The following is a 13,049-nucleotide window of genomic DNA, read 5'->3' as shown; positions in this document are numbered from 1 at the left end:
TCAGGACGGTGTCTGCTGAAGTTTTTCCAGCAGGCGTTGCAGTTTGCCGGGATGCAGCGGTTTGGCCAGCGCTCCCGTGGCCCCTGCAAACCATGCACGGACCGCATCCAGCGGGGTCAGGCCCGCGCCGGTCACGATCAGCTGCGCAGTGGCCGGCCTGGATGCCTGGAGCGTCCTGATCAAGGTCCAGCCGTTCATGTCACCAAGGCCCAGGTCCACAAGCACCAGTCCGTAACTGTTGGTGCGCAGCAGTTCAAGCGCCTGCGCCCCGGTTCCGGCTTCATCCATCCACGCCAGCCCCGCCGCCGAAAATTTGGCACGCAGGTACAAACGCGAGTCCTGGTCAGGTTCGACAACCAGCACGCGAACCCCTGCCGGTTCGGCTTGTGGTGGCTCCAGCGGCGCGGGAGCCGTGGTGGCGCCTGCGTCACCGGGCCAGCCCATCTCCAGTTCAAGGGGGGATCCTGCCGAGATGTCGAAATCCAGGCTCGTCTCCGCATCGGGCAGCGCTGGTGCGTAAAGCCGGTCCAGGCCCTCAATCACGGCGCCCCATTTAAGGGGCCGCGGAATGACCAGCGCAGCCTTGCTGGAGGGCCTGTCGCCGACCCAGACCAGCTGGAGCGCGTCGTGCTCTGGCCTGGCAAGCTCCACGGAGGCTTCCCAGCTGTCACCGTCAATCAGTGCGACATGCGCCTTCTCCGGTGCGTCGGCATCCCACGGGGCATAGACAACCGGCCGCGATTCGGACAGGCGAAAAACCGTGTTCAGCGCGTGACGTTCAACGTCACTGAAGCCGAAGACTTTTACGAAAATCCGCTGGACCGCCCCGCCATCCGTGTTTTGCATTTGCACTGGATTATGCGGGAGATGTCCACGGCCAGGCGCAAGCGCCGTCCAGCCCGTTTTTGGGCGGGCTGTCGGAGTCGATTTACTTCATCGCGGCGGCTGGGCGGCGCGCCTTGACGTACGCGTCGGACGGCAGGTAGGCCTTGCCGTCGGCGTAGCGCCACTGCACCATGGTGCCCTTGTTGCCGCGCAGGTCCAGCTTGCCGACATAGGCGCCCATGGTGGACTGCTGGTCGATGGCACGGAACTCTGCCGGACCAAACGGCGTGGAGAACTTCAGGCCGCGCAATGCCGTCACCAGCTTTTCGTTATCTACCGAGTTGGCCTTTTTGATGGCCGCAAAAATGGCCTGCATGGTTGCGTAGCCCACCACCGAGCCCACCTTCGGATATTCACCAAAGCGGCGGTAATAGTTGGCCGCAAAACTCGCATGCTCGGGCGAATCGATCTGGTCCCAGGGGTAGCCGGTCACGATCCAGCCTTTGGGCGTTTCGTCCTTCAGCACGTCCAGGTATTCAGGCTCGCCGGACAGCAGCGACACCACGGGTACCTTGGGGAAAATGCCGCGCTGGTTGCCTTCGCGCACCAGCTTGGCAAGGTCGGCGCCAAAGGTCACGTTGAAAATGGCATCGGGTTTGCTCTGCGTGGTGGCCTGCAGTGTGGTGCCGGCCTCCAGCTTGCCCTGGGCCGGCCACTGCTCGCCAACAAACTCCACGTCGGGGCGTTTGGCCTTGAGCAGTTCCTTGAAGGCTGCCACGGCGCTCTGGCCGTATTCGTAATTGGGTGCAATCGTGGCCCAGCGTTTGGCCGGCATCTTCGCGGCCTCTTCCACCAGCATGGCGGCCTGCATATAGGTGCCGGGGCGCAGGCGGAAGGTGTAGCGGTTGCCCTTGTCCCAGATCAGGGCGTCGGTCAGCGGTTCGCTGGCGATAAACACCCGTTTGTTCTTCTGCGCATAGTCAGCCAGGGCCAGGCCCACATTGGACAAAAACCCGCCGGCCAGCACATCGACCTTTTCCTTGGACGTCAGCTCGATGGCGTGGCGCAGGGCTTCTTCGGGCTTGCCTGCGTCATCACGTGCAACCACCTCGACCTTGCGGCCCAGCAGGCCGCCGGCCACATTGACCTCTTCCACCGCAAGCTGCCAGCCCTGGCGATAGGGCTGGGTGAACTGCGGCATGGTCGAATAACTGTTGATCTCGCCGATTTTGACCGGCGTTTTTGAGGAAGGCTGCGCCGCCCCCACCGTGGCGGCAGCCGCCAGGCCAGCCAATATCGCACCGCCCAGCAGGGCTCGTTTCGTCAATTTCACAGGTTTCTCCAAGAGTAAAAAAAATCTGTTCAGCGCAATGACTGGCCTATGGCAAACATATGGCAAACAGCTTGCCAGTCATGAAAATGAGGGACTGTGACTGTACCAGCGCAAGACGCCTTGCGGGGCGGTGCCACGTATGCACATTAAATGCCAGCACCCGGAATCTGCCCTTCAGGCCCCTTAAAACCCGCATGGATGCTGGTGAATAAGCTTATGCGAATAAAAGAACAACAAATTTGTAGTTTGTTTTCATAAGCCGGACCTTTACATTTTCCGGCTATGCATGAGTTTGCCTTTGTATTCGCCGGATTCGCCGTAGGCCTTGTAGTTGGCCTCACGGGGGTGGGCGGCGGCTCGCTCATGACACCGCTGCTGATTTTCTTCTTCGGCATCAAGCCCCACCTGGCCATAGGCACCGACCTGCTGTTTGCCGCCGTCACAAAAATGGGCGGCACCATCAGCCTGGCACGTGCCCGCGTGGTGGACTGGCGCATCGTTGGCCAGGTGGCCGCCGGCAGCATTCCCGCCACGCTGCTCACGCTGTATGTGCTGCAGCGCGTGGGGCCGGCCAACCCGGCAACCCAGGCCGTCATGACCACCACGCTGGGCCTGGCATTGCTGCTGACCGCTATCGCCACCCTGTACAAGGCGTTGCGCGGCAAGGCTGCGCCGACCCAGATCGCCCCGGAGTTGCTGGACCAGGCCACAAAGGCCCGCCACTGGGCCCTGCCCGTGGCATTCGGCGCCGTGATCGGCACACTGGTCACCCTGACTTCGGTAGGCGCAGGCGCCATTGGCGTGATTGTGCTGATGCTGCTTTACCCAGCCCTGCCCCTGCCGCGCATCATCGCGGCCGACATTGCCCATGCCGTTCCGCTGACGCTGGTTGCCGGCCTCGGCCATGCCTCCATAGGTTCGGTGGACTGGCCGCTGCTGCTCAAGCTGCTGGCAGGTTCGTTGCCCGGCATCTGGCTGGGCGCTCACCTGATGCACAAAACGCCGGACCGCGTTATCCGCTCACTGTTGTCGTTTCTGCTGGCCTATGCCGGCGTGAAGCTGATCGCCATCTAGCCGCAACCAATTTCATCCCCACCTCGTAGCCCTCGTTTTAACTTTCGACAGCCATGTACCAATACACAGAATTTGACCGCCAGTTTGTAAAAGCCCGCGCAGCCCAGTACCGCGACCAGCTAGAACGCAACCTCGCCGGTACCCTGGGCGACGAGGAGTTCAAACCCTTGCGCCTGCAAAACGGCTGGTATATCCAGCGTTACGCGCCCATGCTGCGGGTCGCCGTGCCCTATGGCGAGCTCTCCAGCACCCAGCTGCGCGTGCTGGCCACCATCGCCCGCGACTATGACCAGCCCAGCGCAGCCCTGCTCAACGAAGCACAGGCCACCCAGGACAAACTGGGCGCGATTCCCCTGCCGGGCGGCCTGTCTGCGGTCTCCAAACTCACCACGGGCTACGGGCACTTCACCACCCGTACCAACGTGCAGTTCAACTGGATTCCGCTGGTCAAAAGCGCGGACGTGATGGACCTGCTGGCCAGCGTCAACATGCACGGCATACAGACCAGCGGCAACTGCATACGCAACATCACCACCGATGAGCGTGCCGGCATTGCCGTGGACGAGATTGCCGACCCGCGCCCCTTCTGCGAAATCCTGCGCCAGTGGAGCACGCTGCATCCCGAGTTCGCGTTTTTGCCGCGCAAGTTCAAGATTTCCGTGAACGGCGCACGCGAAGACCGCGCCGCGATTGCCTGGTATGACGTGGGCCTGCAGCTCAGGCACAACGATGCCGGCGAGCTGGGCTTCAAGGTGCTGGTGGGCGGCGGCATGGGCCGCACGCCCACCATTTCCACCGTGGTCCGCGAGTTCCTGCCCTGGAACCAGATCATGAATTACCTCGAAGCGGTGATCCGTGTCTACAACCGCTACGGCCGGCGCGACAACTCCTGGAAGGCGCGCATCAAGATCCTGGTCAAAGCCGAAGGCCAGCGTTACATCGACCAGGTCGAAGCCGAATACCTGCAGATCATCGAACACGATGGCGCACCGCACACCATCACGCAGGCCGAACTGGACCGCGCCACGGCCTCGTTTGTGCCGCCCGCGCTGAATTGCGACCGCAAAAGCGCAGATGCAAAAATCGCCAACATCCTGCGCGCAGCCGCCGAGGACGACATCGAGTTCGGCCGCTGGCTGACGCGCAACGTGGCGCCGCACAAAAACCCCGACCTGCGCATCGTCACCCTGTCCTTCAAGCGCCTGGGCCAGGCGCCCGGCGATGCCACCGCGGCCCAGCTGGACATTGCCGCCGACCTGGCAGACCAGTTCTCGGCCGGCGAAGCCCGCGTGACGCACGAGCAAAACCTGCTGCTGCCCTGGGTGCGTTGCGACCAGCTGCCCGAGCTCTGGAAGGCCGCGCGCAAGGCAGGTCTCGCACGGCCCAACATCGGCCTGCTGACCGACATGATTGCCTGCCCCGGCGGCGATTTCTGCTCGCTGGCGAATGCCCGCTCGCTGCCGATTGCCGAAGCCATTACCCGGCGCTACCAGGACCTGGACGAGTTGCACGACCTGGGCGAGATCGACCTGCACATCAGCGGCTGCATCAACTCCTGCGGCCACCACCACAGCGGCCACATCGGCATCCTGGGCGTCGACAAGGACGGCAAGGAGTGGTACCAGGTCACCCTGGGCGGTGCCGACGGCTCGACCCTGTCGGGCCCGGCCACGCCAGGCAAGGTGGTCGGCCCGTCTTTCAGCGCAGCAGAAGTGCCTGAAGTGATTGAAGCCGTGCTGGAGACCTACCAGTCGCTGCGCCAAAGCGCGGACGCGGACGGCAGGAGCGAAACCTTTATCGCCACGCTCAGGCGCGTTGGCATTGAGCCCTTCAAGGTTGCGGCCAACGGCGCACGATTTTCCGCCTCCGCCAAATCCGCCCCCGAAGAACAAGCCGCCTGAAAGGAGAATTACTATGAAATTAATAGCTAGCCCCGCAGGCGATGCGCCGGCCACGGCCACGATTGATCCAAAAACCGTGGTTTTCGCGAACGACGCCGACCCGCGCGAGCTGTCGCTGGCAGGCGTGGAGCGCATTGACCTGCACTTTCCCAAATTCACCGACGGTCGCGCTTTCAGCCAGGCCTTTTTGCTGAGCCGTCGACTTGGCTTCAAGGGCGAGATCCGCGCCACCGGCGACGTGCTGGTGGACCAGCTGGCGCAAATGGAGCGCAGCGGTTTTACCGTTGCCGTGCTGCGCGCCGACCAGGATATGGCGGTCGCCAAACGTGTGCTCGCCAGCTACCCCGGCTACGGCGTCGGCAAATACCAGGGCGATGCCGTGCAGGTCGAACCCCATTTCGCTAATTTTGCCGGGGCCTGAAATGACAGAAGTGATTGAAGCGGGCCTGGACCTCGCACATATCAACGCAGAACTGGGTCGCAACGCCCAGGGCCTGGTGGACTGGGCTGTGGGACTTGAGCAGCCTGCGATCATTACCACCAATTTCCGCCCCTTCGAGGCGGTCATCCTGCACATGGTGACACGCGCCAACCCGCGCGTTCCGGTCGTCTGGATGGACAACGGCTACAACACTGAAGCCACCTACCGTTTCGCCGATGAAGTGACAAAACTGCTCAAGCTGGACCTTCACATCTACCTGCCGCGCCGCTCGCGTGCGCATCGTGAGGCGGTGGAAGGTGCAACCCCGTCACTGGACGACCCGCGCCATGCCGCATTCACCGCAGAGGTCAAGCTGGAACCTTTCGCCCGCGCCCTGCGGGAAACCGCGCCCAGGGTCTGGTTCACGGCCCTGCGCGCCACCGATACCGCAGTGCGCGCCCAGATGGACCCGGTCAGCGTCAATCCTGATGGCCTGATCAAGGTCGCGCCCCTGCTGCACTGGTCGTCCAAAGACCTCTACCAGTATTGCGAGGCCCACGGCCTGCCCAACAATTTCGACTATGTGGACCCCACCAAAGGTGAGGATAACCGCGAGTGCGGGCTGCACGTCCAGCACTGACCGCAGGCACCCAGCCAAAAATCCAGCAGCATCATTCCCACCATGGAAATCACCGCATGAACGCCCGAACCGAACCCCAGTTGCTTGGCCAGTTAAGCAATGCACACCTCGACGCCCTCGAAGAAGAAGCCATCTTTATCCTGCGCGAGGTAGCCGCTGCTTTTGAGCGCCCTACCCTGCTGTTTTCCGGCGGCAAGGACTCGCTGGTGCTGCTCAAGTGCGCAGAAAAGGCATTCCTTGACAAGGAGCGCGGCGGCAGCATTCCTTACCCCTTGCTGATGATTGACACCGGCCACAACTTCCATGAAGTGACCGACTTCCGCGACTACCGCGCCAAACAGCTGGGCGCCAACCTCATCGTGCGCAATGTCGAGGACTCGATGAAACGCGGCACCGTGCGCCTGGCCCACCCCGGTGAGTCGCGCAATGTGCACCAGTCGGTGACCCTGCTGGAAGCGATTGACGAGTTCCGCTTTGACGCCCTGATAGGCGGCGCACGCCGTGACGAGGAAAAGGCCCGCGCCAAGGAACGCATTTTTTCGCACCGCGACGCCTTCGGCCAGTGGCAACCCAAGGCCCAGCGCCCCGAACTCTGGACGCTGTTCAACACCCGCATCCAGCCGGGCGAGCACTTCCGCGTGTTCCCGATTTCGAACTGGACAGAACTCGACGTCTGGCAATACATAGAGCGCGAAAATATCGAGCTGCCGTCGCTCTACTACGCACACCAGCGCAAAGTGGTCGAGCGCAAGGGCCTGCTGGTGCCGGTGACCGAACTGACGCCGCTGCGCGACGGCGAAGAAGCCGTTGAAAAAACCGTGCGTTTTCGCACCGTGGGCGACATCACCTGCACCTGCCCGGTGGACAGCCCGGCCTTGAACGCCGCCGACGTGGTGCTGGAAACCCTGGCCGCCGATGTGAGCGAGCGCGGCGCCACCCGCATGGACGACAAGACCTCTGATGCGTCCATGGAAAAACGTAAAAAAGAAGGCTACTTTTAGGCTCTCCCCGCAGCGGGCTTTGCCCGCTTCCCCCAGGGGTGGCGCCTTGGGCCGGCAAAGCCGGACCCTCGGCCCCCACTGGCGAAGACACTGCATTTTTTGAGATCAATATGAACACTTCGACCATCGCTCCCCCAAGCTTTTATGACCGGCAGATCGACACGCCCTCAGCAGGCGAACAGGACACCCGCGCCGCGCTGCGCTTTGTCACCTGCGGCAGCGTGGACGACGGCAAAAGCACGCTGATAGGCCGCCTGCTGGTGGACAGCAAGACCGTGCTGCAGGACCAGCTGGCCGGCGTGCAGCGCGGCGGGCAAACCGACCTGGCCCTGCTCACAGACGGCCTGCAGGCCGAGCGCGAGCAGGGCATCACGATTGACGTGGCCTACCGCTACTTCAACACCGCCGCACGCAAGTTCATCATTGCCGACGCGCCCGGCCACGAGCAATACACCCGCAACATGGTCACGGCCGCATCCAGCGCCGACGCCGCCGTGGTGCTGGTGGATGCCACCAAACTTGACTGGCAATCTGCACTGCCCGAGCTGCTGCCGCAAACGCGCCGCCACTCGCTGCTGGTCAACCTGCTGCGTGTGCCGTCCATCGTGTTTACCGTGAACAAGCTTGACGCCGTGGACAACCCGGCTCTGGCCTTTGCCCACATCAGCGCCGCGCTGCGCCAGTTTGCAGAACATGCAGGCATCCCCGTCAAGGCCATAGTCCCGGTGTCCGCGCTGATCGGCTACAACGTGGTTGATGCCAACCCCGGCTGGTGCGATTACAACGGCCCCGGCCTGCTGCAAATACTGGAACACCTGTCGTCGAATCCGGCAGACACCACGCAGCCCTTCGCCCTGCCGGTGCAATGGGTTGAGAAACCGGCCCCCACGTTCGGCACTAGCGTGTCCTCTCTGCCCCCCGAGGGGGCTGTTCCGCCTAAGGGCGGCCTGTCGGCGGAACGGTTCTCCTCCAGCGCCGACACCTCCCAGGGCCGGCGTATTTTCTGGGGCCGCATTGCCAGCGGTGCGCTGCAGCCCGGCCAGGAAATCACCGTCCTGCCCGGCGGCAAAACCGCCATCGTCGCCCAGGTGCTGAACCACGCACGCCAGCCCAAGGCGATTCTTGCCGGGCACAGTGCAGGCGTGATCCTGGACCGCGAACTGGATGTCTCGCGTGGCGACTGGCTGCTGGCGACTGGCGGGTTTGAGCCGCCCCTGGGCTCGCGCGAAATCACCGCCACCGTCGCCTGGATGGACGAGGAGCCGCTGGTGCCCGGCCGCCTGTACTGGGCGCTGCACGGCCACCGCTGGGTCAAGGCCAAGATCAAGCGCATCGTCAGCCACATCAACATCAATACGCTGGAAAGCCACGATGCGAGCAAACTGGATGCCAACGCCATCGGTGTGGTTGAAATCGCCCTGCTGGAGCCGATTGCCACACTGCCCTACAAGCAATCCCGCGTGCTCGGCTCGCTGGTGCTGGTGGACACCGCCTCGCACAAGACCTCGGGCGCCGCGCTCGTTCTTTAACCCTGATAAATATGGCGATCGGAAAGCCCTTAAAATCAAGGGTTTCCACCGATCAGCCCACATAACATGACTCACATCGTTTCCGACTCCTGCATCCGCTGTAAATACACCGACTGCGTGGATGTCTGTCCCGTGGATTGCTTCCGCGAGGGTCCGAACATGCTGGTGATCGACCCGGACGAATGCATAGACTGCGCGGTGTGCATCCCCGAGTGCCCGGTCAACGCCATCTATGCCGAGGAAGACGTGCCGGCTGACCAGTTGCACTTCATCAAGCTCAATGTCGAATTGAGCAATGCGCCCGGCTGGAAAAGCATCACCAAACGCAAGGAAGCCTTGCCCGATGCCGAAGAGTGGAAAGACAAGACCGGCAAGCTGTCGGAACTGATTAGGTAACCCCCCCTCCGGATGCTCACTTCGTGTAGCACCTACCCCCCTCAAGGGGGCGACGCCTGCGGCCTGGCTAAGCCAGTTCCGCGGCGTCCGCTGGAAAAGAAGGCCGGCTCAACCAATGGACGGCGACATGATTTCAACTGATGCGCTTGTCATAGGCGCCGGGCCGGTCGGCCTGTTCCAGGTCTTCCAGCTCGGGCTGCTGGAGATCAACGCCCACGTCGTGGACTCCCTGCCCCACCCCGGTGGCCAGTGCATGGAGCTGTACCCCGACAAACCGATTTACGACATTCCCGGCGTGTTGCGCTATACGGGCCGTGAGCTGGTGGCCAACCTGCTGAAACAGATTGAACCCTTCGCCCCCACCTTTCACCTGGGCCAGGAAGTCCGCGTGCTGGAGCAACGCCCTGACGGCCGGTTTTTTGTGGAAACCTCCAAAGGCAGCCAGTTCCTCGCCAAAACCATCATCGTGGCGGCGGGTGTGGGCGCCTTCCAGCCCAAGCTGCTGAAGCTGGATGGCCTGGACAAATTTAATGACAGCCAGCTGTTTTACCGCGTTGACAACCCGGACGACTTTGCCGGCAAGAAGCTGGTCATCGTGGGCGGTGACGATGCGGCGCTGTACTGGGCATGCCGCCTGGCGACCGAGGGCAACACCGAGAGCCTGACGCTGCTGCACCGCCGCGACGTCTTCCAGGCCGCGCCCGAAACCATCGCCAGGGTCAAGGCGCTGTGTGATGCAGGCAAGATGCGCTTTGAAGTTGGCCAGGTGACGGCTTACGACGAGAAGGACGGCCAGCTTGTTGCTGCGCAGGTCACCGATGTAGACGGCCTGACACACCCGCTGCCGCTGGATGCCTTGCTGGTCTTGCTCGGCCTGTCGCCCAAGCTCGGACCTGTTGCGCACTGGGGCCTGGACATGGAGCGCAAACAACTGCTGGTGGACACCGAGAAGTTTTCAACCAGCGTCCCGGGTATCTTCGCCGTCGGCGACATCAACACCTACCCGGGCAAGAAAAAGCTGATCCTCAGCGGCTTCCACGAAAGTGCACTGGCCGCCTTTGGCGCGGCAGCGCTGGTCTTCCCGGACAAAAAAATCATGCTGCAGTACACCACCACCAGCCCGCGCCTGCACCAGTTGTTAGGTGTAGCCGGCACTTAAGCCGATATCGCAAGACCTGCTCCTCAACCCTGCGGGCTTGAAGCGGCCACCTCCAGCGGCGCCAGCAAGGCCTGCAGGTCTTCCGGGCCGAATTTGAGGACGGTGGCACTGTCGCTACCCAGCACACCTTCGGCCAAGGCGGCCTTGCGGGCCTGCAGCTCCAGCATGCGTTCTTCAATGCTGCCCTCCACCACCAGCTTGTAGACAAACACCGGCTGGTCCTGCCCGATGCGGTGGGAGCGTGCCGTGGCCTGCTCTTCCACGGCCGGGTTCCACCAGGGATCTACATGAATCACCGTGTCCGCCGCCGTCAGGTTCAGGCCGACGCCACCGGCTTTCAGGCTGACCAGCAGGATGGGCACGGTTTTGTCCTGGAAGCGGCGCACCACTTCGCCGCGCTTTTTCGGCGGCGTATCGCCCGTCAGCGACAGCCAGGCAAGCTGCCGCGACTGCAGTTCGGCTTCTATCATCGCCAGCATGCCGGTGAACTGCGAAAACACCAGCACGCGCCGGCCCTCGGCAATCAGCTCCGGCAGCATGCCGCCCAGCAGCTCCAGCTTGGCCCGGCCCATGGCGCGCGAAGGTTTCACGCCCCGCAGCAGGTAGGGGTCGCAGCAAACCTGGCGCAGCTTGAGCAGCGCGTCCAGAATGGTGATCTGAGCTCCCGCAAAACTGTTGTGAGTTAAAACCCGGCGCACCTGCTCATTGGCGGCGACACGCACGCTTTCATACAGCTCGCGCTGGCCGCCGAGCAACTGCACACGCTTGATGACCTCGGTGCGCGGCGGCAGTTCAGTGGCGACCTCGTCCTTGCGCCGGCGCAGGATAAAAGGACGCACACGCTGCGCCAGCAGTTGCGCACGCAGGGTTTCGCCATTGGTTTCTATCGGCTTGCGCCACAACCGCGCAAAACTGCGTGCATCGCCCAGAAAACCGGGCATCAAAAAATCGAACTGGGCCCAGAGTTCGCCCAGGTGGTTTTCAAGCGGTGTGCCGGTCAGGCACAGGCGATGCCGCGCTCGCAGGCGGCGAAGCGCACGCGCGCTGCGGCTGGCTGCGTTCTTGACCCATTGCGCCTCATCAAGAATGAGCAAGTGAAATGGCTGGCGCGCCAGCACATCCACATCACGCCACAGCAGCGGGTAGGTGCTCAGCACGACGTCGTGGTCTGCCATGGCCTGGAACGCCTCCGCGCGATCCTGCCCCTGCAACACCAGCAGGCGCAAACCCGGTGCCATGCGCCTGGCCTCGGATTGCCAGTTGAACACCAGCGAGGTGGGCACCACCACCAGGGATGGCAGTGTCATCCGGCCTGCCTGCTTTTCGATGAGAAGGTGTGCCAGCGCCTGCGCTGTTTTACCCAGACCCATGTCGTCGGCCAGAATGCCTCCAAGCTCATGAACGCGCAGATATTGCAACCAGGCCAGGCCCTGCAACTGGTAGGGCCGCAAGGTCACGCCCAGGCCTGCCGGTGCGTCTACAACCTGGGGCCCGCCGCTTCCCTGCAGCCGCTGCGCCAGCTCACGCAAGCCGGCATCACCCCTGAACTGCCAGGCGCTCCCAACGCCCGCACGGGCGACACCCGCGTCCAGTATGTCCAGCCGCCAGGCGTCCCACGCCGACAAGCGCAAAGGGCCTTCGGCGCGCCGGGGATCGGCGAGTAAATCCAGCATGCTGCCCACAATGGTCTTGAGCAGGGCGGCCGGTACAGCAATCCGTTTGCCGCCCGGCGCGCGCAAGGTGATGACCGATTTGTCGTCGATGGCCCTCACCTGCCGGACATTCAGCCAGCGGCTGTCGCGGCGCAGCAGGTCGGCCATCATGGGTGCGAGGTCCAGCGTCAGGCCGTCCACCTCCACACCCAAGGTGAGCAGCCAGGAGCCTTCGCGCGGCGCCAGGCCCAGGGCCTGCACGACAGGCGGGCGGCCGTGCATGGGCGCGGCCACTTCCTTGCCCAGCATCTCGCCGGTGTCGGGGCTGATCAGCAGTCGCCAGGCGTCCACAGCCACACTTTCATGGGCAAAGCCGGGCCGTACCACGACGGCCCAACCCTCAGCCTGCAGAGCGGGCAACTGATCCGCCCAGAAATCCGCAAAGGATTCCTCCTGCAGCAGCGACCAGAAGACGCCATGACCTGCCGCGGCTTCGTCGCTGCGCCACTGCAAGGCGTCCGGCGGCACCGGATGCAGGCCCAGCGTCCACAAGCGGTCCAGGGCCTCGGCTTCGGCATAGAGGTCGCGCTGCAGGGCCACAGCCCTGCCCTGGCTGTCGACCACGCTCTGGACAGGTGTGCCGCGGCTGTTGAGCACCGTCACCGGCGCCGGGCATTCCCAGTGCAGGCCACCGTCCATGGCGTAAGTCCAGTCCACCTGCACCACCGTGACCTGTTCGCCACGCGGGCCAAACGGCCCGTTGGGTTTCATGCCCAGCAAGCCGTCGCCGCGCGTCAGCGTCTGTAGCGTCAGGCGTGGGCGAAAACGGGCGGCAACAACCGGCACGGCACTCACGGCTGGACGCGCCTTGTCTCGCGCTGAAAAGGGCAGGCAGGTACAGGTGAATAGGCACGCATGGCGCTGATTGTCCACGGGGCCGAATGGACGGCACGGCGCCCTTGCCCGGAACCTGCGCAGGTCTGTTCGCCAGCGTGGCTCCGCTACCTTTTTGATAGCTGGTGGCGCACATTGTGATTGGACCAGCGCATGATTTGATGCCTGAAAAGGCCAAAAACAGCGCCCAAAATGGTCCGAAAACCGCTTTGGAGCGCATCCCG

11 protein-coding genes are annotated in these 13,049 nt (G+C 63.3%); 8 read left to right on the top strand and 3 right to left on the bottom strand.

The window, feature by feature from the left end:
- Together ACFQND_RS05430 and ACFQND_RS05425 are read right to left on the bottom strand one after the other, a co-directional pair.
- Positions 1 to 846 carry a response regulator gene (locus ACFQND_RS05430; RefSeq protein ID WP_371435640.1) on the bottom strand — a complete coding sequence of 282 codons (846 nt, stop codon included), beginning with the start codon at positions 844 to 846 and terminating at the stop codon, positions 1 to 3.
- Between the two features lie 82 nt (positions 847 to 928).
- Positions 929 to 2,158, bottom strand: coding sequence for an ABC transporter substrate-binding protein (locus ACFQND_RS05425; protein WP_371435639.1), 1,230 nt, complete (start codon positions 2,156 to 2,158; stop codon positions 929 to 931).
- Positions 2,159 to 2,440: 282 nt separating this feature from the next.
- On the opposite strand from ACFQND_RS05425, the gene ACFQND_RS05420 reads away from it, so the two are divergent.
- From ACFQND_RS05420 to ACFQND_RS05385, 8 genes are all read left to right on the top strand, one after another.
- Positions 2,441 to 3,232 carry a sulfite exporter TauE/SafE family protein gene (locus ACFQND_RS05420; protein WP_371435638.1) on the top strand — a complete coding sequence of 264 codons (792 nt, stop codon included), beginning with the start codon at positions 2,441 to 2,443 and terminating at the stop codon, positions 3,230 to 3,232.
- A 53-nt stretch (positions 3,233 to 3,285) separates the two neighbouring features.
- Positions 3,286 to 5,133, top strand: a complete 1,848-nt coding sequence (locus tag ACFQND_RS05415; protein WP_371435637.1) for a nitrite/sulfite reductase — start codon at positions 3,286 to 3,288, stop codon at positions 5,131 to 5,133.
- Positions 5,134 to 5,146: 13 nt separating this feature from the next.
- Positions 5,147 to 5,554 (top strand): DUF934 domain-containing protein, encoded by a 408-nt coding sequence (locus ACFQND_RS05410; RefSeq protein WP_371435636.1) that lies wholly within the window; start codon positions 5,147 to 5,149, stop codon positions 5,552 to 5,554.
- A gap of 1 nt (position 5,555) precedes the next feature.
- Entirely contained in the window at positions 5,556 to 6,194 is a 639-nt protein-coding gene (locus ACFQND_RS05405) for a phosphoadenosine phosphosulfate reductase domain-containing protein (RefSeq protein WP_371435635.1), read from the top strand.
- A 56-nt stretch (positions 6,195 to 6,250) separates the two neighbouring features.
- On the top strand, positions 6,251 to 7,195 hold the full coding sequence (gene cysD / locus ACFQND_RS05400) for a sulfate adenylyltransferase subunit CysD (protein ID WP_371435634.1): 945 nt from the start codon (positions 6,251 to 6,253) through the stop codon (positions 7,193 to 7,195).
- Positions 7,196 to 7,305: 110 nt separating this feature from the next.
- A complete protein-coding gene (locus ACFQND_RS05395) occupies positions 7,306 to 8,724 on the top strand; it encodes a sulfate adenylyltransferase subunit 1 (RefSeq protein ID WP_371435633.1) in 1,419 nt (472 codons plus the stop codon).
- A 66-nt stretch (positions 8,725 to 8,790) separates the two neighbouring features.
- On the top strand, positions 8,791 to 9,120 hold the full coding sequence (gene fdxA, locus ACFQND_RS05390) for a ferredoxin FdxA (RefSeq protein WP_371435632.1): 330 nt from the start codon (positions 8,791 to 8,793) through the stop codon (positions 9,118 to 9,120).
- A gap of 115 nt (positions 9,121 to 9,235) precedes the next feature.
- A complete protein-coding gene (locus tag ACFQND_RS05385) occupies positions 9,236 to 10,279 on the top strand; it encodes an NAD(P)/FAD-dependent oxidoreductase (RefSeq protein ID WP_377412541.1) in 1,044 nt (347 codons plus the stop codon).
- A gap of 23 nt (positions 10,280 to 10,302) precedes the next feature.
- Here the strand turns inward: ACFQND_RS05385 and ACFQND_RS05380 are convergent, their stop codons facing one another.
- Entirely contained in the window at positions 10,303 to 12,786 is a 2,484-nt protein-coding gene (locus ACFQND_RS05380) for a DEAD/DEAH box helicase (RefSeq protein ID WP_377412538.1), read from the bottom strand.
- Positions 12,787 to 13,049 lie beyond the last annotated feature (263 nt).

This window comes from Polaromonas aquatica (assembly GCF_042659145.1).
Lineage (GTDB): Bacteria > Pseudomonadota > Gammaproteobacteria > Burkholderiales > Burkholderiaceae_C > Polaromonas > Polaromonas aquatica.
The sequence above is the reverse complement of the archived record's forward strand: the minus strand, read 5'-3'. Positions and strand labels throughout refer to the sequence as shown.

Coding starts and splice junctions, on each gene's coding strand:
- ACFQND_RS05385 (WP_377412541.1), top strand. CDS start 9,236: ATGGACGGCGACATGATTTCAACTGATGCGCTTGTCATAGGCGCCGGG.
- ACFQND_RS05420 (WP_371435638.1), top strand. CDS start 2,441: ATGCATGAGTTTGCCTTTGTATTCGCCGGATTCGCCGTAGGCCTTGTA.
- cysD (WP_371435634.1), top strand. CDS start 6,251: ATGAACGCCCGAACCGAACCCCAGTTGCTTGGCCAGTTAAGCAATGCA.
- ACFQND_RS05415 (WP_371435637.1), top strand. CDS start 3,286: ATGTACCAATACACAGAATTTGACCGCCAGTTTGTAAAAGCCCGCGCA.
- ACFQND_RS05410 (WP_371435636.1), top strand. CDS start 5,147: ATGAAATTAATAGCTAGCCCCGCAGGCGATGCGCCGGCCACGGCCACG.
- ACFQND_RS05430 (WP_371435640.1), bottom strand. CDS start 846: ATGCAAAACACGGATGGCGGGGCGGTCCAGCGGATTTTCGTAAAAGTC.
- fdxA (WP_371435632.1), top strand. CDS start 8,791: ATGACTCACATCGTTTCCGACTCCTGCATCCGCTGTAAATACACCGAC.
- ACFQND_RS05405 (WP_371435635.1), top strand. CDS start 5,556: ATGACAGAAGTGATTGAAGCGGGCCTGGACCTCGCACATATCAACGCA.
- ACFQND_RS05395 (WP_371435633.1), top strand. CDS start 7,306: ATGAACACTTCGACCATCGCTCCCCCAAGCTTTTATGACCGGCAGATC.